Origin of the sequence: Rubinisphaera margarita (assembly GCF_022267515.1) — a bacterium.
Classification (GTDB): domain Bacteria; phylum Planctomycetota; class Planctomycetia; order Planctomycetales; family Planctomycetaceae; genus Rubinisphaera; species Rubinisphaera margarita.
This window is the reverse complement of sequence record NZ_JAKFGB010000014.1, coordinates 194,296-212,950: the sequence shown is the minus strand read 5'-3', so window position 1 is coordinate 212,950 and position 18,655 is coordinate 194,296. Positions and strand designations below refer to the sequence as shown.

Annotated in this window: 17 protein-coding genes; 7 read left to right on the top strand and 10 right to left on the bottom strand. The window is 59.5% G+C overall.

Annotated elements, in window-relative coordinates:
* Positions 1 to 12: 12 nt before the first annotated feature.
* The 8 genes from flgK to L1A08_RS13730 form a co-directional block, all read right to left on the bottom strand.
* Positions 13 to 1,710, bottom strand: coding sequence for a flagellar hook-associated protein FlgK (gene flgK / locus L1A08_RS13765; RefSeq protein WP_238757015.1), 1,698 nt, complete (start codon positions 1,708 to 1,710; stop codon positions 13 to 15).
* Between the two features lie 12 nt (positions 1,711 to 1,722).
* Positions 1,723 to 2,238 (bottom strand): flagellar export chaperone FlgN, encoded by a 516-nt coding sequence (locus L1A08_RS13760; RefSeq protein ID WP_238757014.1) that lies wholly within the window; start codon positions 2,236 to 2,238, stop codon positions 1,723 to 1,725.
* A 178-nt stretch (positions 2,239 to 2,416) separates the two neighbouring features.
* On the bottom strand, positions 2,417 to 2,773 hold the full coding sequence (locus L1A08_RS13755; protein ID WP_238757013.1) for a rod-binding protein: 357 nt from the start codon (positions 2,771 to 2,773) through the stop codon (positions 2,417 to 2,419).
* A gap of 65 nt (positions 2,774 to 2,838) precedes the next feature.
* Positions 2,839 to 3,942 carry a flagellar basal body P-ring protein FlgI gene (locus L1A08_RS13750; protein WP_238757012.1) on the bottom strand — a complete coding sequence of 368 codons (1,104 nt, stop codon included), beginning with the start codon at positions 3,940 to 3,942 and terminating at the stop codon, positions 2,839 to 2,841.
* A gap of 120 nt (positions 3,943 to 4,062) precedes the next feature.
* Positions 4,063 to 4,875, bottom strand: a complete 813-nt coding sequence (locus L1A08_RS13745) for a flagellar basal body L-ring protein FlgH (RefSeq protein WP_238757011.1) — start codon at positions 4,873 to 4,875, stop codon at positions 4,063 to 4,065.
* A 36-nt stretch (positions 4,876 to 4,911) separates the two neighbouring features.
* A complete protein-coding gene (gene flgA, locus L1A08_RS13740) occupies positions 4,912 to 6,120 on the bottom strand; it encodes a flagellar basal body P-ring formation chaperone FlgA (RefSeq protein WP_238757010.1) in 1,209 nt (402 codons plus the stop codon).
* Positions 6,121 to 6,184: 64 nt separating this feature from the next.
* Positions 6,185 to 6,991, bottom strand: coding sequence for a flagellar basal-body rod protein FlgG (gene flgG / locus L1A08_RS13735; RefSeq protein ID WP_238757009.1), 807 nt, complete (start codon positions 6,989 to 6,991; stop codon positions 6,185 to 6,187).
* A gap of 52 nt (positions 6,992 to 7,043) precedes the next feature.
* Positions 7,044 to 7,817 (bottom strand): flagellar hook-basal body protein, encoded by a 774-nt coding sequence (locus tag L1A08_RS13730; protein ID WP_238757008.1) that lies wholly within the window; start codon positions 7,815 to 7,817, stop codon positions 7,044 to 7,046.
* A gap of 519 nt (positions 7,818 to 8,336) precedes the next feature.
* Here L1A08_RS13730 and L1A08_RS13725 point away from each other — a divergent pair.
* Positions 8,337 to 8,984 (top strand): hypothetical protein, encoded by a 648-nt coding sequence (locus L1A08_RS13725; protein ID WP_238757007.1) that lies wholly within the window; start codon positions 8,337 to 8,339, stop codon positions 8,982 to 8,984.
* 592 nt (positions 8,985 to 9,576) lie between these two features.
* Here the strand turns inward: L1A08_RS13725 and L1A08_RS13720 are convergent.
* A complete protein-coding gene (locus tag L1A08_RS13720) occupies positions 9,577 to 10,599 on the bottom strand; it encodes a D-2-hydroxyacid dehydrogenase (protein ID WP_238757006.1) in 1,023 nt (340 codons plus the stop codon).
* Positions 10,600 to 10,735: 136 nt separating this feature from the next.
* Between L1A08_RS13720 and L1A08_RS13715 the strand changes: the two genes are divergently transcribed.
* Both L1A08_RS13715 and L1A08_RS13710 read left to right on the top strand, forming a co-directional pair.
* The gene (locus L1A08_RS13715; protein ID WP_238757005.1) at positions 10,736 to 11,176 is read left to right on the top strand and encodes a universal stress protein; all 441 of its coding nucleotides are present in this window, start codon (positions 10,736 to 10,738) and stop codon (positions 11,174 to 11,176) included.
* 5 nt (positions 11,177 to 11,181) lie between these two features.
* Positions 11,182 to 12,420, top strand: coding sequence for a Gfo/Idh/MocA family protein (locus tag L1A08_RS13710; protein WP_238757004.1), 1,239 nt, complete (start codon positions 11,182 to 11,184; stop codon positions 12,418 to 12,420).
* A 618-nt stretch (positions 12,421 to 13,038) separates the two neighbouring features.
* On the opposite strand, the gene xylB is transcribed toward L1A08_RS13710, so the two are convergent.
* Positions 13,039 to 14,580 (bottom strand): xylulokinase, encoded by a 1,542-nt coding sequence (gene xylB, locus L1A08_RS13705; protein WP_238757003.1) that lies wholly within the window; start codon positions 14,578 to 14,580, stop codon positions 13,039 to 13,041.
* Positions 14,581 to 14,885: 305 nt separating this feature from the next.
* Between xylB and L1A08_RS13700 the strand changes: the two genes are divergently transcribed.
* The 4 genes from L1A08_RS13700 to L1A08_RS13685 all read left to right on the top strand — a co-directional run bounded on the left by L1A08_RS13700 (position 14,886) and on the right by L1A08_RS13685 (position 18,509).
* Positions 14,886 to 15,536, top strand: a complete 651-nt coding sequence (locus L1A08_RS13700; RefSeq protein WP_238757002.1) for a ClpP family protease — start codon at positions 14,886 to 14,888, stop codon at positions 15,534 to 15,536.
* An 85-nt stretch (positions 15,537 to 15,621) separates the two neighbouring features.
* Positions 15,622 to 16,221 carry an ATP-dependent Clp endopeptidase proteolytic subunit ClpP gene (gene clpP / locus L1A08_RS13695; protein ID WP_238757001.1) on the top strand — a complete coding sequence of 200 codons (600 nt, stop codon included), beginning with the start codon at positions 15,622 to 15,624 and terminating at the stop codon, positions 16,219 to 16,221.
* A 72-nt stretch (positions 16,222 to 16,293) separates the two neighbouring features.
* Positions 16,294 to 17,088, top strand: coding sequence for a hypothetical protein (locus tag L1A08_RS13690; RefSeq protein ID WP_238757000.1), 795 nt, complete (start codon positions 16,294 to 16,296; stop codon positions 17,086 to 17,088).
* 158 nt (positions 17,089 to 17,246) lie between these two features.
* The gene (locus L1A08_RS13685) at positions 17,247 to 18,509 is read left to right on the top strand and encodes a hemolysin family protein (RefSeq protein ID WP_238756999.1); all 1,263 of its coding nucleotides are present in this window, start codon (positions 17,247 to 17,249) and stop codon (positions 18,507 to 18,509) included.
* Positions 18,510 to 18,655 lie beyond the last annotated feature (146 nt).

The window sequence follows — 18,655 nt, the reverse complement described above, 5'->3', positions numbered from 1 at the left end:
GTTCAACCGCAATCAGATGTTGAGTAGCACGCTGTAGAGTTCGTCGATCGTGCTGATGATTCGAGCCGCCGCTGCGTAGCCTTGCTGGTATTCCATGATCTTGATCGCTTCTTCATCCAGACTGACGCCGGAACGCTGCAGTCGCAGTCCGGCCAGTGTGTCCTGAAAGGAGGTGTACCCCTCATGGAGAGCAGTTTCCGCCGCGGCTCCGGAGGCGATTCTGGTCGTCACCCCTTCGTAGAACTGATCGAGACTGGCTCCACCCAGCAGCTCCAGCGGGCTGTCGATGAACTTCGCCATCAGCTTCGCGTTCGAGTTGTCTCCCGGTCCGTCGCCCTGTCCGGCGGCAAACAGATTGGGGTTGGCTTTCAGCGTTTGATTGACTGCGATGTTGTTGGAGTCATCTCCCTGGAAGAACGTGTTGATCCCCAGAGCGGCGAGAGTTCCACTGGTGTCGTTGGAGAACCGGATCTCGTAGCCGGAGTCCGCCGTCAGCGACAGTCGCCCCCGAACATCTACGCTCGCCGACAAATTGGCGATTCCATTCAGCGAAGCCCGCAGGTCATCCAGGCTCATGTCGTCGCCGTTGAGTCCGTCCAGATCGATTTCGACCAGCGTGGTCTGAGTCGTCCCAGTATTCTTGTCGTAGATTTTGACTTCGAAGCTGCCGTGTTGGGGCGTCGCGGCCAGTCCCGCCTGATTCAGCGCGACGGAGGTATCTTCCATGCGGTACGTTCCGGTAACAGACTGATACCCTTCCAGCCCTTCTCCCGAGGCATGAATGCGGTTGACTTCCTGGATGATGGCCTGCGTATACAGGTCGAGGTCGTCGGCGAATCCGCCCAGAACGTTGTCCCGAACCTCCATGGAGGCGCCCAGTTCTCCAACAGAGGTCTCGAAGACCGCCTGAGTCTTGGAAAAGACCAGATGATTGACCGGCACGCCGCGATCGGGAATCACTCGGGACTCCAGATGCTGCGTGTTGCCGTTGATGATGAGGAACTCGGTGCCGGAGAAGATGTCGATCATTCCATTCGGCTGCTCGTTCGTACGAATCGGAACGATCTCCGAGAGACGGTTGAGAGCACTGAGGCGCTGCGAGCGGAGCCCGCCGGCATCGCTGCCCAGTAGTCCGCCCGATTCAGCCCGCACGATTCGCGTGTTGAGCGTGGCGATCTCATCGATCAGCGAATTGGCTTCTTCAACCAGGCCGTTGATACTGACCGTGACCGAATCCCGGGCCCGATCGAGCTGGGTTCGCATCGAGTTCAGCGACTTGGCCATCTGTTCGCCCTGCTGCAGCACGAACTGACGGTTGGCCAGCAACTCCGGTTGATTGATGACTTCCTGCATCGCGGCGGTGAATGCATTGAGCTGGCTCGAAAGATCGCCCGAACTGAGTTCGCCGAGAATCAACTGCAGGTGAGCGTAGCCATCGACACGGGCGGCGGCTCCGGAGGAATCGGCATTGGCCGCGTGAATCTGCTGTTCGAGGTGATAGTCGAGCTGCTGTCGAATACCATGGATCGTGGCTCCGGTGCCGAACAGCAGTCCGTTCTGCTTGTATGGTGCAGCGGTCCCAACCTGCAAATCTTCCCGGACATATCCCGGAGTGTTTGCGTTGGCGACGTTCTGGCCCGCGACCTGAATTCCGGCGGAATACATTTCGAGCGAACGGCCAGCCGTATAAAGTGAGGCATTAAGTCCCATGGTTGGTCTGCTTTAGATAGACGCATCCAGCAGGGCGCCGCCGGTGGAGCCTCCGCTGTTCTGGGGATGTTGCTCGTAAGTCGGCTGCTGATTCCCCCCCTGGGCAATCAGTTCAAGTGCAGCTGTGTAATAACGCGATGCTTTCTGGGCCAGTGTCCACAACGACCAGGACTGCTGACGCAATTCCATACCCAACTGCCTGGCTTCACGAAACAGCGAAGCAAGTCGCCCTTCCTGCAGCCAGCCCTGATGATGGCACTGCTGATACAGCGAGTTGCCGATGATGCCCCCTCTCCGCATGTTCTCCATCAAATGCTGCCGCAGCCCCAGCAGCTGGTTCAGTCGCTGCTGATGCTGACGTTCTGTCTGCTGAAGTTGATCAAGTTGTTCCAGTTCCCGCGAAATCAGCACCTGCTTCTTGGCCGTTTGCACGTCGGACAACTGACGTTGTACGGTGACCAGATCGATCAGCAGCGTTTCAATCTCTCGCTGGAATCCTGTCAGCGGGGGCGAAGCGGGGCGTTCCATGCCGGTCCTCTTTTGAGAAGAAAGCCAGCTCCCGGACAAACGGTTCTGATCGGACACCGCGTCTGCGCAGAATCGTCAGGATTGGCTCTATCCTCAAAATCGGAATATTCTACCACTCGGCATCGGAGCGGATGCTCCACCGGGGACCGGAACCGCTGAACCGGTCCGGTCGTAACGATCAGGCAAGCTGGTCAATCTGCGCGCCTTTTTCCGCCATTCGTGTTTTCAATCCGACTTCAAACGCCTCATACAGGGAATCGCTAAAGTCGGCTCCGTGGGAAGCGGCCAGATCCTGAGCCAGCTGTTGATCCAGCTGATTGCGGAACGCCTCCTCGGCCTGGCCCGAGTCCAGATACTGCACCTTCTGTTCGGTACTCCGCAGCGCCTTGAGCATCTGTTGATAGAACGTACTCCCCACGAACTGCTGGAAGGCCTGTTTCGCCGTCACATCCTTCGCGGACACATTGGGCGAACCAGCCAGCTGGCTCATGCGGAGCATATCGTTACTGGTGCTGGAAGCAGCTGAGATATTCATGGCGATCTCCAGGAGGGAGGGGAGAGATCAGAGTGGAGGGAGCAGCAGGGTCTTCGCTTCAGCGGTTAGATTTCTTCGTAGATCGCGTGCAGCTTGCCGGAACGAGCCAGTTCGCGAAGCACTTCGATCATCGCTTCCCGGGGGACTCCCAGTTGGTTGAGAGCCTGCACGAGTTCGTCGAGACGGGAATTGGTTCGGACCGACTGTTCATCCGACAGCACACGGAACTGTGCCCCGTCGACCAGGTTCGGCACGTTGCCGATGCTGATCTGCAAGTTCGGATGGTTAATGAGCACAGGGCTGAGTTCGACATCGCCCGAGAGAATAACCACGCCGGTCTGGGCGTTCACCTGCACCCGCGACATGCTGTGCGGCGAAGTAATTTTGAGGTCGAGCACTTCGGCAATGAAGTCGACCGGCGTTTCCTGCCAGGTCTTGGGAATGGAGATGTCGATCACACTGGGGCTGACGGCTTTGGCATGCTGCTGATCGAATGATTCGAACTCGAACGCCTCGTTGATGACTTCCGTGATCATGCGAGCCGAGATGAAACTTGAGTGGGACTCATTCAGCAGCAGGCGAATCTTCGGCTCGCCCGTGGAAGTGTCAACGATGCGATGCAGGTACTCGGCACTGCGGAACAGATCGGTTTCCAGCACGACGCCACCCGGAATGCGAGCGCGTGTCGGAGTAACCGGATCCTCGATGACGGTGGCTCCAGACGCGGTTCCGACGAGAAGTTCGCTTCGCATGTCGGCCAGTTGGATCGGAGCGATCAGCAGTCGTCCGCCACGAAGGCTTTCCGATCCAAGATAAGAACTGACGTAGCAGTCGAGCCGCTGCCCCTGATGCAGACCCGTTTTCGGAATCGTCGCTTCGATCATCACGATGGCCACGTTCTTGGCGTCCCGCAGTTCGCGGGCATCGGTGATCGGCACATTCATGTTCTTCATGGCCGCGGCCAGAGCCCGAATCGTCGGTCCGGCATTGCCGCCATCTCCGGTTCCATTCAGACCGACCACCAGCCCCATGCCTGTCAACCGGACTTCCTTGTGTCCGTGCACGGTGCAGATGCTCTCCAGCCGAATCTGAGCCCCGGCTTCGCGGGACATACAGATAACGACAAGGACAAGAGTCAGCAGGCGGAAGTAACGAAGGAGAGCAAACATGGCGGGGATTCCTCGGGTGAGGAGAACGTGAGGATGGGGAGATCAAAGGATGGCACAGAGATTGATTTTTGTGTGCGAAGTAACAGGAGGCCTGTCTTCAGCGTTCGCTTTCGGGATCGGTTAGAACGGCCAGATCGTATCGAAGATCTTGGTTCCCCAGCGGCGGGCCACACTGGAGTAAACCCGTCCGTCCTGGCGCTTCACGATATTCAGGTTGGCAATGTTCTCACTCAGAACGGTGTTGTCCCGCTGGACGTCTTCGTAGCGAACTTCTCCGTGCAGAGTGTATTCCCAGAGATCATCGCTGGCGTTGATCTCCTTTCGGGCTTCAAGCACCAGGTTTCCATTGGGGCGGATATCGACGATGGTCGCCGCGATGCGATACGTGATGCCCTCGGCGTCGGTGACCTGCCCGGTGTTCTGGATCCGCTCCTGTTGATTGGCGTCGATCGTCGGACTCGTCCCAGCGGAGTTCTCCAGGCGCAATCCGTCGTTGAGCCGTACGAATTCCTTGAGCTCAGCTTTCAAGGTCGAGGTCCGTTGACGATTGAATCGCGAATTGAGCGTCACTTCCGACTTTTCACTCACCAGCACTGTGACGATATCGTTAACGTGAAACTGCCGTGGATCTTCTTCCGGGATGTAGATAAGCGAGAAATCGCGAATCGACGGGGGCGGCAACGGGGGAGCGGCATACCCGTACATCGGAGCTAGTGGCGGCCCCGGTGCGGGAGGGGCCGGCTGCTGCGGGATCTGCTGTTGAGGCGGCCGCTGCGGCGGATAACCCGGCGGAGACGCGTTCGGGTTCCTCTGGTAGCCGTTGTTTTCCTGATATTGATCGAACGGAGAAGGCCCCTGCGCAATCGCGAACGATCCGGTCCCCAACAGGGCACCGAATAGCGCGAGAATCAACAGGCGGTTGGAAAGAATCATTGCAGGATCCAGTTTGTGTTGCCGGAGCACTTCCGGTTAGGGAAGGACTGCAGGTTGATTGGCGAGAACACGCGGAGATGATGAGGGGGACGAGGCCGGACGTTGTGGATTCGACCGGACTTCAATTCGGTGGGAAGGAGCCACTCGCTTCGGAGCAGCGTTCCGCTCTTCGTGGAGAATGAGTTGCAGACCCGATGAGGGCGCGACCGGAGCCGGCGTCATTGCGGGCTGCGGCACGTTGTGAGAGGCAGGGTTTGGGCGGCTGTCCATCGAAATCATCGCTTCGCGATAGCCTGACACGCGAGCCGTGATCCGTTCCGTGCTGTCAACAGGCGACAGCGAAATAAACTGCCCCATCGTGCCTTCTTCGAGGGCTTTGCAGTACCGCTTCACAGAGATCGATCCGACATTGGCAGTCACCGCGACGATATCGTTCCGGCGAACCAGCGGCAGCAGACGGACGTCTTCAGGTTTGATCGGAAGCATCGCCCGCACCGTTCGGGTCGTTTCCGTTCCGACCACTTCCGCCGGATCGGCGAACCCCGCCGTCGCGGATTCGGCTTCGATCCACATCAGGTCGACATCGCGAATCACCTGGCCGCGGGGGAGACCGTGTTTCAATGCCAGCACCTGCGGCTTCTGGCTGACCGTGCAGGAAACTGCGAACTGCGAAAGCGTTCCATCCGCCTGCGTGAAGCCGATCGTAAATTGCTGCATGCCAGTGAACGGACTCTGCCCGCCGGCAACCGACAACGTGGAATGCACTGTCAACTCCGGTGGACAAGTCGACTGACTCGATTCATGGATGGCAACCTGAAGCGGACCGGCGATCTGGCCGGTCCGTGTGATGTAACTGGAAATCGCGTCGGAGATGTTGCTCAGGACGCGCGGATTGGCGCGGGTCGAAACCGGTGCCGCAACCGGCTGAGGCTCGGCTGCTCGACTCACAACGGTTTCTGTCGATCCGGTGAACTGCAGACGCGTTTGATCGATCCCGCGGAGAGCCAGCTCGCGACGCAGGGTGTCAATCGTGATCCGCGTCTCGCGGCCCGCGGCCGGAGCGGGACTGACCGTCACGTTTCGGTATCGCTCCAACGTTGCTTCATCGGCTTCACTGAGCTCGGCGATATCACCCAGCGTGACCAGTGAGCCCTCAATCGTGATGGTCGGCTTCAGGCGGACCGTGGTCGCCCACGCCGGAACAGCGAGACACCACAGACAGAGGATGGAAAGTATGGTCCGCATGAATAAACTCGGAGAGAGGAAGGAGGTGGGGGCTGTAGGACCGGTTAGTTACCAGACCTGCTCATTAGAACCGTCGCAGGTTATTCACCAGCTGCAGCATCTGATCGCCCGCTTTCAGAGCTTCGCTGTTCAGTTCGACGGCTCGCTGTGTCTTGATGAGCTGCACGAGTTCCTGGACCGGTTCAACGTTCGAGGCTTCCAGAAAGCCCTGTTGAAGCTCGCCGAAGCCTTCGGTTCCGGGGAATCCCTGAATCGCGGCTCCTGAAGCATCCGACGCGTAGTACAGGTTCTCGCCGCCCTGAATCAGTCCTTCCGGGTTGATGAATCTCGCCAGTTGAATCTGCCCGGCTGTGGTCAGCGAGGCGCTCCCCGCTTCCCGGTAGGCCAACTGTCCATCGGCAGTGACGGTAATGTCCGTCGCGTTCTGCGGAATGTTGATCGCCGGTTCGAGCAGTCGTCCCAGATTCGCGGACGACATCACCAGATCGCCGTTCGCGTTCTTACTGAATGTGCCTGCTCGCGTGTACGCGGTCACGCCGGTCGGATCGACTACCTGAAAGAAGCCGTCTCCCAGAATCGCGAAGTCGAGCGCATTGCCGGTTTCCTGAGGCGATCCGGTCCGGAAGTCGACCTGGGTGGCCCGGAGACTCGTTCCGAGACCAACGGCAATGCCGGTCGGCGTTTCGGTGCCGGTAGCCGGGTTGATCACGCCGGGGAGTTTGAAGTGTTCGTAGAACAGATCTTCGAAGTCGGCTCGGCTGCGTTTGAAGCCGGTCGTGCTGGAGTTGGCCAGGTTGTTCGCAATCACGTCGAGCTGATAGAGGTTGGCCTCCATGCCCGATGCGGCTGTGTTGAGTGTTCGCAAACTCATTGTTACCTCTTCGTTTCAGCGTCTTCAGGGAGTTACACCGTCAGCCGGAAAACTACCGGCCACCGACGGCCTGCAGCAGCTGTCCCAATGTGTGTTCCTGATGCTGAATCAAATTCATATTCGCTTCGAAGGCCCGGGAGGTCTGAATCATCGAGAGCATTTCGTGAACCGGTTTCACGGTCGACTGCTCCAGATATCCCTGACGCACGCGAAGGTCGGGACCAGCCAGTCGCTGGGCCGATTCGGGAGCGACATACAGGCTGTCGCCCTGTTTCTCCAACTGGTTCAAATCGTCGACCTGCAGCAACTCGAACTTCGCCAGCGGCAACGGCAGTCCGGTCACCGGATCGACAGCCGAGATCGAACCGTCTTCCAGAATCTGCAATGTCGAGCCGGGCGGAACAATCACCGGCTCACCGCGATCATCGACGACTTCGTAACCGGTGTCCGATTCCACGAGCCGCGAATCGGCGTTGACGGTGAAGGTGCCCCGACGTGTGAGAAAGTCGTTCTCTCCGTCGGTCACTTTGAAGAATCCGGGACCGAGCAGAGCCACATCGAGGGCGGCTCCGGTTTCTGCCAGGGGGCCCTGCGAGAAATCGGTGAAGGTATCGACGGCGATGGCCGAGCCGGGATGGCCCTCCATGCCGGGAGGAATGTGTTCGGGGTGACCATCGATCTCGGCCTGCTGCTGCCGGACGGCGAAAATCGCCAGATCCCGCTTGAAGGTCGAGGTTCCGGCATTGGCGATGTTGTTCGACACCGTCTCCATCTTCAGAGCCTGAAGGTCGGCTCCGACGGCAGATTGGTAAAGTCCGTACAACATGAATCAATTCCCGAAAATGAAAGGTCCCTCTTCGAGATCGACCGTTACAGCCTGCCTCTTGAGTAAAACCGTTAAAATCGGAAAGACTCATGCAAACACCCCACCTTGCCTCAGCCCCCTGCCCCCGGTTTTGCTCGCTGAATTCCCGCCCCGAGGCCCCGAACGACAACGAATTCTCAGCTTCCTCTCCGCAGATGACGATTTTCTCTCAAGAGAACCGGAGGACACCGAGATTGATCTCTGTGTCGCAAAGCAACAGGAGGCTTGTCGTCGAGCAGTCGAGTGTTTCACAGAAATGCGTCCCCCAGGGTGGCCCGGATAGCTCCGCTATCAGGGCGGCGAAGCCGCAGGAGGCCGCAGGTAGACATAGATCCATGCCGCCAACTCCCGAGCCGACGTCCTGCGGATGACTCGCTGAATCCCACTACTCCCACGACTGCGCCGCCCCGAAAACATCTTTCGGGAGCCACCCTGGTTCTGAACAACGACTTGCACAAGTGCCTCGACGAGGAGCCAATCATGCACAACGAGAACTGGTGGCACGGCCTGCAGTTCCCGCTGGCCGCTTCTCTGGCGGGGCTGCTCTTCGCGGCGGCGACGCTGGCTCCGCTTTACGTTCGCAATGAACGCATGCGGCTGCTCTGTCACGAGCAGCAGTGGGAACTGCTCGATCTGGAATCGCAGAACCTGCAACGGGGCCGGTTCATCGAAGCGGTCGCCAACGAACCGCAGTTGATCGCCTGGCTCAATCGCGGACAGCAGCCAACCGAAGAAGTCGGACTGCAACAGATTCAGATCCCCTACGAACTGGCGATCCATCCAGACGTCATGCTCCAGGCCGACGCCACTGCCGAGCCACTTGCGTTCCCGGATGCCGCTCCCCCCGAGCAGGCCGAACCCACGCTGTTGCTGCAGACCGCCAGCCGCATTGCCGATTCGCAGGATGTTCGTCGCGGCCTGCTCATCGCTTCGCTGCTCATCCTGATCTCCGGCACCGTTTCCCTCCGCGGCCTCGCGCAAACAACGAAGATCGAAGTCACCGGCCGCCTCTGGAGCACTTTTCGCCGCCGATACCTGCACCACGCCGCCCACAGGAAACCCAATCCGCCGCACGTCGGTCGCGTGAAAACGAAACCGAAAAAGAAAGCCGGCCGCTACACGGTGTGAACTGCTACGTAGGTCACAGTCGTAGACTGCCAGGGAATCCCAACCCGAAGCGTGAAGCGGGCGTATCGGCGTGGCCGGGACGGGTGGCCCGTCCGCCTCAGCGGGCGGGTCGCGCCAGCGACAAGAGGCAGCGCCATCCGCGTGTTGTCCGGTGAAATCATCCGGCCCCTGAAGAAACCTCGCACATAACGCGGCCTCTTGTGACTTCGTCACCCGCCCGTAACGGACGGGCCACCCGGCGTTGGTTGTGGAGACATCTCTGACTCGTGTTCGTGGGAGAACCGTGCATAGGGCTCGACGTGAGCGATCTGTCTACGCCCGTTCTTCGACGAGGAACAGCACGTCGAACGTCCAATACGGATACGGCGCTGCAGAAACAAACGCAATCGTCAAGGGTGGCCCGTCCGCCGCTGCGGGCGGGTCGCGACAGCGACAAGAGGCCGCACCATCCGCGTTTTGAACTGAAATCGTCGGCCCCCGAAGAAAGCTCGCACATGGCGCGGCCTCTTGTGACTTCGTCACCCGCCCGTGTCGGACGGGCCACCCCTTTGGGGCTGGAGAGACGTGAGCGAACTGCCGCCGGTACGGGGAGCTAGCACCACTCTTCCTTCGTCACCGCATTCCTCAATTCCTCCCCGGCTACGAACCGGCGCACATTCTCCAGCAATGTGGTCAGATGGCGTTGTGGCACTCGGGGGGATGCAGCCGCGACATGCGGGGTGATCAGCACGTTCGGCATGGTCCATAGCGGATGCGATTCTGGCAGAGGTTCGGTCTCGACGACGTCGAGAGCGGCCCCGGCGATGCGGTTTTGTTGCAGGGCCTCTGTGAGTGCAGCCAGGTCAACGATGGCGCCGCGGCCGATGTTGATCAGGAAACTGTCGGGGCGCATGTGGGCGATCATCTCGGCTTCGAACAGCCCTTCCGAACTCGGCGTATGCGGGGCGGCAATGACGACGAAGTCAGACGCACGTAGCAACTCGGGGAGACGATCCAGTGGCCAGGCTTCTTCAATGATCCCCGGCACCGTGACCGGATGCGGATCGACGCCGAGGACTGACATACCGAACGCAGCTCCCCGATGGGCAATCTCGGCTCCGATCGCTCCGACACCGACGACGCCCATCGTGCAGTCACTCAGATGCCGATGCGCTCGATCGATCGGAGTTTCGATGCCGGGGGAGGAAACGAAATCGGTCTTCGCGTTTGCATCCCCCACCGGAGCCCAGCGGCGTTGCCATTGGGCATCCCGATAGAGATGCAGATTCCGGGCAAACATCAGGATGTAGCCGAGCACGTGGTCGGCAATGACATCCGAAAAGAGCCCCCGCATGTTGGTCAGTGTAGCCGGGTGGGCGATCAGTTCCGGAAACAGATAGTGTTCCAGACTGGCGGTCGGCGACTGGATCCAGCGAAGTTGCCCGGCAGCGGACAGCAGTTCGGGAGTGATCTTTCCGTAAAAGGCGTCCGCATCGGCGATCTCCGTTCGTGCCAAATCCGCAGTTTCGGCGTTCACGACGGTCAGGCGGGGCGAGATTGCCGTGATTCTCTGCAGACGGTCGGCGTCAATCGCCGGGAAAATCAGCAATTTCAGTCGTTCGGCCGACGTCGACATTACGGGCTGCCTTCCTGGATTTCAGCAAAAAGCGGGGCTCGCGGAGGTGTTCTCATTGAAAAGTCATTATACATCAGCAGAATGATAGTGGATCCGCCGAGTCCCCTTGCCGCTCACTTGAGGAAAGATAACACCGATGACGTGGCTTCCCAAGAAATCTGTGGTCGTGCCGATCGACTTCTCCGAAGAGTCGCGGCCCGCGATTGAAACGGCTCTGGAACTGGTGGCCCGACCGGAGCACGTGCATGCGATTCATGTGATGTTTCCGCTCGATATCATCAGTCCCGGCGTTGCCTGGGGCGTGGTCGATGAAGCGGAGCGGGAAACGGTCACCAAAGAGCATACCGCGAAGTACATCGAAGAGCACAACTTCACCGGGGTGACGGTGTTGAATCGGGTCGGAGATCCCGGCACCGAGATTGCCGATTACGCAGCCGACATTAACGCGGATCTGATTATCATTCCTTCGCACGGATATCACGGCATCAAGCGGGCCCTGTTGGGCTCGGTTGCAGAGCGGGTCATCCGCCATGCTCACTGTCCTGTGCTGGTCTTACGGCGTCACGACGCTGATTGAGTTGTATGAGTCACGAGAACCCCCGATCTCCGATTTCGCTGAATCGTCGCCAGTTTCTCGGCGAAGGCGCCCGGAATGCAGCCACAGCCGCAGCCGGCGTTGTCGGACTGAGTACCGTCGCCGCTGGGCGTCCGACGTCCCGTTCCGCCAATGAAACCGTGCGGCTCGGCATGATCGGCGTACGAAATCAGGGGCTGGCCCTCGCGCGGGCTTTTCAGGAAACTCCGGGTTGCGAGATTGCCGGGATCTGCGATGTCGACGCGGCGGTCCGCACGCGAGCGATGCGGGAACTCGAACTCGATGCGAACTCACTGACGGTCACCGATGAATTCCGCCGCCTGCTCGACAATCCGGAAGTCGATGCCGTGGTGATCGCCACGCCCGATCATCATCACGCCTGGATGTCCGCTCTGGCTGCCGACGCCGGGAAGCACATCTATCTCGAAATCCCGACGACACACACCAGCGAACAGGGCGTTCATCTCCAGAAAATGCTCGCTAAGTCGGATGTGACCGTGCAGGTCGGTCTGCAGCATCGCAGCGGTTCGCATTATCAGTCGGCCATGCGATTCCTCCATGCCGGGGAACTCGGCAAGGTCGCGTACGCTAAGGCCTGGGCGTGCGTGCCGCGGCAGCGATTGCGGTCGACTGAAGCGAACGACGATGCCAGCTGGTCGACCGAACAACAGCGGTTGTGGCTGGGGCCGGAGAAAGAGTGTCCGCTCGCGTTTGCCGACTGGCACTTCCAGTGGCGTTGTCTGTGGCAGTTTGGCTCGGGCGAACTCGGCAACTGGGGGGTGACGCTGCTCGATCTGGCTCGCTGGGGATTGCAGGTCGCACTTCCCGAACGTGTCACCGCAGCCGGCGGGTGTTATTCCCTGAACGATGGTCGCGAAGCTCCCGACACGCTGCACGTGCAGTACGACTACGCTGATTCGGCCATTACGTGGGAACATCGGCAGTGGACGCAGCGGGGCATTGAAGGCCGCCCGCATGGCGTGGCCTTCTACGGCGAGCGGGGCACTTTGATTCTCGATCGCAGCGGCTGGAAAGTTTACGACAGCCGAATTTCTGCCGGGCAGCCGGCCAGTAAGACGCCGGAGCCTCACGCCCGTAACTTCATCGATGCCATTCTGCACGGCCAGCCGGTCGCAGCCGACTTTGAAACCGGCCGCATCAGCTCGGAACTGTGCCATCTCGGCAATCAGGCATATCGCAACCGCCAGCCAGTCAGCCTCGCCTGAGTCGCTTCTTCAGGCCGCCAAAAACAAACAGCCGGCGGAGACCGAAGTCTCGCCGGCTGTCGAGGCGAATGAGACAACATGTTTCATTCCTGATCAGTGGCAACCGCCGCCGCGGCAGCTGCGACAGCTGTTGCACGAGCGGCAACTGCGGCAAGACCGACAACTACGGCAGGAGCGACATGAGCTGCAGCAGCGTCCCTGCGGGGTCTGCTTGGCAGAACGGAGCTTGCTGACTTCTTTGACCAGGCTGGTATTCGTGTTCGCTGTGAAAGTTGTCATCGTTCGTCTCGCTTTCGTGTTTTTTTGAGGGGTGACACTCGTTGTGAGCATCGTTCTACCCTTCCAGCGAAAAGGAACGCGACGAGGGGACAGATCTTCCTCTGAATTCTGAAAAAGTTTTTGGGAAGCAACGGGCGGAGTGCAATCCTGGCAAGAGTGGCCCGTCCGTCGGAGCGGGTCGCGACAGCGACGAGAGGCTGCAACCATCCACGTTCTCTACTGAAATCGTGCGGCCCTCGCAGACATCTCGCGGATGGCGCGGCCTCTTGTGACTTCGCCACCCGCCCGTGCCGGACGGGCCACCCTTGAGAAGAGAGGCTACCCCTTGGACACCGCGTCCTACCCGACCTTATCCACGGTGGCGGCGATCTCTGCGAAGTCGGTTTTCAGTGACTGGTACAGATTTCTGTAGTGCGGGTAGTAGCTGTTGTAGACCTTGCGGGTCTTGCCGTCCGGCTTGAGTTCGGAGACGACCGAGATCGTATTCTGGCAGGCTTCGACCACGTTCTTGTACGCGCCGGTTCCGGCTGCGGCCAGCAGAGCGACTCCGTAGGCCGGGCCTTCCTCGGCGTTGATGGTCACGACCGTCTTGCCGTAGATGTCGGCCTGCATCTGTCGCCAGAATTCACTGCGGGCGCCGCCGCCGGAGAGTCGAACCTGTCGGACCGGAATTTCCATTTCCTGAATGATCTCCAGCGTGTCCCGCATCGCGTACGTCGCGCCTTCCATGATCGAACGCACAAGATGTCCGCGACCGTGGCGAAGGCTCAGACCAATCCAGCAGCCGCGAGCGTGCGGATCGGCGTGTGGCGTCCGTTCGCCGGTTAAATACGGCAGGAAGAAGAGTCCTTCGCAACCCGCGCCGACTTCCTTTGCCTGTTCGGTGAGGAGTTCATAGGGATCAATCTTCTGCTTCTTGGCGGCCTGAACTTCGGCCTGGCCGAGTTGGTTGCGATACCACTGCAGGGAACCGGCGGCGGAAAGAACACAGCCCATCACATGCCACTGGTTCCGCACCGCATGGCAGAAGGTGTGCACGCGGCCTTGCGGATCGACCTGCATCGCATCGCTGTGAGCGAAGACAACGCCCGACGTTCCCATTGTGGCCGAGACCACGCCCGATTTGACGATCCCGTTTCCGATTGCCCCGGCCGCCTGGTCGCCGCCGCCTCCGACAACCGCGATGCCTTCCGGAAGCCCCAGCGCCTCAGCTGCGGCGGCAGTCAGTTTCCCGGTGATGTCTTCAGATTCGTAAACCTTGGGAAGAATGCTCGAATCGAGATCGAGCTTGGAGATCAGGGCATCGCTCCACTTGCGTTTGGCGACATCGAGCAGCAGCGTGCCGGACGCATCGCTCACTTCGGTGGCGAACTCGCCCGTCAGACAGAAACGGACGTAATCTTTCGGCAGCAGAACCTGCACGACTTTGTCGAACTTCTTCGGCTCGTTGTTCCGCAGCCAGAGGATCTTCGGCGCGGTGAACCCGGTGAGGGCCGGGTTGGCGACCATGTCGATCAGCTTCTTGCGTCCGCCGGCTCGTTTTTCGATCTCCGCACACTCGGCGACGGTTCGCTGATCGTTCCACAGCAGCGCCGGGCGGATGACTTCGGACTTCTTGTCGAGAAAGACCGAGCCGTGCATTTGTCCGGAGAGTCCGATCCCCTTCACCTCGGCTGGTTTGATCTTCCCCTGCTTGAGGACGGCTCGCACCCCCTTGATCGATGCAGCCCACCAGTCGGCCGGATCCTGTTCCGACCAGCCGGGACGCGGATTCGAGAGCGGGTAGTCAAACGTCGACGTGGCGAGGATCTCGCCCGTTTCGCGCATAGCCAGGGTTTTCGTGCCACTTGTTCCGATGTCGATGCCGAGAAATACGCTCACGTTGACTCCTGGACGAGCTGAAATTGCGTTGAAAACCCGCGATTGCGGCGATGAGAATTGCAAAAGCGAACGGCGACGGGTGAAGACATGCACCGATGCCGATTCGATGCTCAATTTAGCTGGAGCGAGTTCCGCGTGCCACTGATCAGGACCGTGGCTCTACTTCCTTGACGCTTGCGCCTATAATCGACTATTCCCCTGACAGACAGGAACTCGGGCTGACGGGTCAAACCCGATCTGATACAGTCCGGAGATCGAACAAAACGTACACCCTCGACGAGCCATGCCGTGAAGGAGCAGCCCGCATGTCATCCATGCCATTCCTCCCTGAAGCCAGGGACTATCAACTGGCGAGCACGCAGAATTCCTCAGGCGGTTATACCCGTCAGCGCCAAATGGGCATTGGCGACCTGCTGCTGGAAAACCGCATCATCTTTCTGGATGGACCCATCCACGATGCCAGCGCGAACCTGATCGTGATGAAGCTGCTGTACCTGCAGTCGGAGAACCGGCATCAGGACGTGCACCTTTACATCAACTCGCCCGGTGGCTCGGTTACCGCGACTCTGGCCATTTACGACACGATGCAGTTCCTCGACTGCGATGTCGCGACCTACTGTGTCGGTCTGGCCGCCAGTGGTGGAGCGATCCTCATGGCCGGTGGCGCCAAGGGCAAGCGGTACTGCCTGCCGCACTCGAAGATGATGATTCACCAGCCGTTCGGACAGGTCGGCGGACAGGTCTCCGACATCGAGATCCAGGCCAAGGAGATCATCGACACCCGCGAAACTCTCAACGAGATTCTGGCCAACCACACCGGCCAGCCGATTGACGTGATTGCCCGCGATACGGAACGCGACCGCTACCTCAAGGCTCGAGAAGCCAAAGAGTACGGCCTGGTCGACGAAGTTGTCGAGAAGATCAAAAAGACAAAGTCAGAACCCGGAAAGTCCTGAGTGACGCGAACGGAATTTCGGAAAGTGTCCTCCAAGATTGACACCGGTTCTTAACGAGACAATTCAAGCAGGATTGAGAAATACCATGACAACTCTGGTTCCCTATGTGGTGGAGAAAAATGGCCGCGAAGAGCGGGCCATGGATATCTACAGCCGTCTGCTCAAAGACCGCATCGTCTTCCTCGGCACCCAGGTGAACGATGCCATCTCCAACAGCATCGTCGCTCAGCTGCTTTATCTGCAGTTCGAAGACCCCAAGTCCGACGTGCACCTTTACATCAATTCGCCAGGTGGTTCGATCACCGCCGGCATGGCGATTTACGACACGATGCAGTTCATCAGCTGCGATGTCGCCACTTACTGCATGGGCCAGGCCGCCAGTATGGGAGCCGTGCTCCTGACCGCTGGCTCGCCCGGCAAGCGGTATGCTCTGCCCAACAGCCGCGTGATGATCCACCAGCCGCTCGCCGGCATGGAAGGAACGGCTGCCGAACTCGAGATTCACGCCCGCGAGGTCCTCAAGGTCAAGCGACGCATGAACGAGATTCTGCAGAAGCACACCGGCCGCACGCTCGATGAGATCGAACGCGACACCGACCGCGACAAGTTCCTCTCGGCTGAAGAGTCGATGGAGTACGGTCTGGTCGACAAGATTCTCGAGAAGCTGCCAATGCCCGAGAAATAAGTTTGAATCCCAGCCTCCGGTCACGATACCGGAGGCTGGTTTCCTGTTCCCCCGGCTGTCATGGATGACGTAATGCCTGGTTTAACGCGAATGCTGCTTGTGTTGCTGTGCTGTGGGTGCGGCACCAGTCGCAACACCGAACTGCTCGAATCCCGTCTGCGGGAACACGAAGATCGCCTGCATCAACTTTCTCAGCAGCTGGAACGTTCGGAGAACGAGTTGGCGCTCTCGCAAAAAGAAGCCGCTGATCTGCGCACGCAGCTCGCTGGAACCGGTCAACCTGTGCTCCAACCCGAACAGGCCAATGTGCTCTATCGTCTCTCTGGCCTGAAGATCGATCAGTTGCAATCCGCCATTCTTCCGGCGAGCGAAAGCGATCAACGACTGCTCAATGTGGTGGTTACTCCCGTTGACCAGTATAACGAGGCGCTGAAGATCCCCGGAAATCTGGAACTGAAGCTGCTGGATGAGTCCACCGAACTGGCCCGTTTCGACATCCCGGCCGCTGAACTGGCCGAGAACTGGTCGACCGGCTGGGTGACCTCGGGCTATGTGATTCAACTTCCGCTCGATGCTTCGCTGCTGCCGACCTCTCCTGTGAATGTGGTCGTGACCTTGAGATCACTGGATGGCCGCGAGTTCTCGCATCAAGCCCGGCTTGAGACCGGCGTATCCGCGGGAGTCATCGAACAGGTGTCGTTCGAAGATAAGGTCCCGGACCCGCCGGGTATGGAAACCAAAGTCCCGACTCCGCGTGAGCCGGTCTCCGCACCGCCGCCGCACGATTCCCTCACCGTCCGTCCTCAGAATGATCGGATCGAGACCTCGGACCGGCGTACGATCGATGAATTTCCGATTTACCGCTGAATAAGCCTCCGACGAATTGTCGGGAAGTGATCGTTTTCGCCCTGTTCGGTTGCGAATCTGGCTTGTACTGCAGGGCGCCACGGGATAGCCTTTGATTTGACGACCACAGCCCCGGACCGGCGAGATGCTCCGCCCTGTGAGTCCATCTTAATTCATGAATGAGGTCAACTACCGAGGTGGTCCCCCCGATCATCCAAGTCGCCGTCGGCGTCTGTCTATTCCTTCTCTCTCTGACGTTTCACAGCCTTCGCGAATACAGTCGAAGTCGCCTCGAATCCATCTGCAAGCAGTACAAGAAGGAACAGCGGCTCGGCCATATTCTTCGTCGCGACGAAGCCGCTACGTTCACGGCAGAGCTTCTATTCCTGGCCAGCCTGTTTGCATTCTGTCTGGTCAGCATTTCCAGCGATGCCACGCCGCTCGGCTATACGATTACGGCGGTGAATGTCTTCCTTTTCGGCTTCCTGCTGCCGAAAGCTATTGGCCAGGTCGGCGGAGAGATGTTCGTGTTCATCGCCTGGCCGCCGATTGCCGCAGCGACCTGGTGCTTCACGCCGGTCGTCATGCTGGCCGATGCTCTTGATACGCTGTTCCATCGCATGGCCGGCCGCATCACGCCGAACGAAAACGATCCGACGCTCATCTCCGAAGAATTGCGGACCGTGATCGACGAGGGCGAACGAGAAGGTGTCATTGAGTCCTCAGCCGGTCGAATTATTCAACGGCTCATGGAGATCCAGCACGAAGACGTGACAGCCGTGATGACTCCACGGACCGACATGGTCTGCATTCAGGTCGATACCCCGGTCCCGCAAGTGCGTCAGCAAGTGATCGACGCCGGTCACTCGCGTGTTCCGGTCTTCCGGGAATCGCACGATGACCTTGTTGGGATTCTGTACGCGAAAGATCTGCTGCAGCAGCTTGGCAACTCGAGCGAGGAAGACATCGTCCTCATCGACATCCTGCGTGATCCGCTGTATGTGCCGGAATCGACGCGGATTGAATCGCTGCTCGAACGCATGCGGGGCGAACACGTTCACATGGCGATCGTCCTCGACGAGTATGGCGGGGTCGTCGGACTGGTCACGATGGAAGACATCCTCGAAGAGATCGTCGGCGACATCGAAGACGAGTTCGACAAGGAGCACGAAGAGGAGATCAAGCAGGTTCGCCCCGGCACGGTCGACGTCGATGCCCGCGTCCACATCGATGACCTCAACGAACAGTTCGCCTTCGCGCTTCCCGAGGACGAAGACTACGAAACGATCGGCGGTTTTGTCTTCACCCAGCTCGGAAAGATCCCCACCAAAGGGGAAACGCTCACCTGGCAGAACCTGCGGCTGACCATCCTCGAAGCCGACAAACGCAAGCTCATCAAGCTCCGCATCGAACGGGATGAGACGATCCCCGTGACGGCGTAAAGCGCCTGCTCAGGCGGAATCGCACGTTCTGTCGACTGGGAGACCCGTCAGGCGGCTCATGAGTCTCCCCGCAGGGGGTGGCCCCGAAAGATTCTTTCGGGGCCGCGCAGCCGTGGGAGTACGGGATTGGACAGAGGTCTTGGTGA

What these genes read in the sequence shown, in the direction of transcription:
- L1A08_RS13720 (WP_238757006.1), bottom strand. Translation starts at nt 10,599, where the DNA reads ATGTCGACGTCGGCCGAACGACTGAAATTGCTGATTTTCCCGGCGATT.
- L1A08_RS13755 (WP_238757013.1), bottom strand. Translation starts at nt 2,773, where the DNA reads ATGAATATCTCAGCTGCTTCCAGCACCAGTAACGATATGCTCCGCATG.
- L1A08_RS13700 (WP_238757002.1), top strand. Translation starts at nt 14,886, where the DNA reads ATGTCATCCATGCCATTCCTCCCTGAAGCCAGGGACTATCAACTGGCG.
- L1A08_RS13750 (WP_238757012.1), bottom strand. Translation starts at nt 3,942, where the DNA reads ATGTTTGCTCTCCTTCGTTACTTCCGCCTGCTGACTCTTGTCCTTGTC.
- L1A08_RS13690 (WP_238757000.1), top strand. Translation starts at nt 16,294, where the DNA reads ATGCCTGGTTTAACGCGAATGCTGCTTGTGTTGCTGTGCTGTGGGTGC.
- clpP (WP_238757001.1), top strand. Translation starts at nt 15,622, where the DNA reads ATGACAACTCTGGTTCCCTATGTGGTGGAGAAAAATGGCCGCGAAGAG.
- L1A08_RS13715 (WP_238757005.1), top strand. Translation starts at nt 10,736, where the DNA reads ATGACGTGGCTTCCCAAGAAATCTGTGGTCGTGCCGATCGACTTCTCC.
- L1A08_RS13725 (WP_238757007.1), top strand. Translation starts at nt 8,337, where the DNA reads ATGCACAACGAGAACTGGTGGCACGGCCTGCAGTTCCCGCTGGCCGCT.
- L1A08_RS13730 (WP_238757008.1), bottom strand. Translation starts at nt 7,817, where the DNA reads ATGTTGTACGGACTTTACCAATCTGCCGTCGGAGCCGACCTTCAGGCT.
- flgA (WP_238757010.1), bottom strand. Translation starts at nt 6,120, where the DNA reads ATGCGGACCATACTTTCCATCCTCTGTCTGTGGTGTCTCGCTGTTCCG.
- flgK (WP_238757015.1), bottom strand. Translation starts at nt 1,710, where the DNA reads ATGGGACTTAATGCCTCACTTTATACGGCTGGCCGTTCGCTCGAAATG.
- L1A08_RS13760 (WP_238757014.1), bottom strand. Translation starts at nt 2,238, where the DNA reads ATGGAACGCCCCGCTTCGCCCCCGCTGACAGGATTCCAGCGAGAGATT.
- flgG (WP_238757009.1), bottom strand. Translation starts at nt 6,991, where the DNA reads ATGAGTTTGCGAACACTCAACACAGCCGCATCGGGCATGGAGGCCAAC.
- L1A08_RS13745 (WP_238757011.1), bottom strand. Translation starts at nt 4,875, where the DNA reads ATGATTCTTTCCAACCGCCTGTTGATTCTCGCGCTATTCGGTGCCCTG.
- L1A08_RS13685 (WP_238756999.1), top strand. Translation starts at nt 17,247, where the DNA reads ATGAGGTCAACTACCGAGGTGGTCCCCCCGATCATCCAAGTCGCCGTC.
- L1A08_RS13710 (WP_238757004.1), top strand. Translation starts at nt 11,182, where the DNA reads ATGAGTCACGAGAACCCCCGATCTCCGATTTCGCTGAATCGTCGCCAG.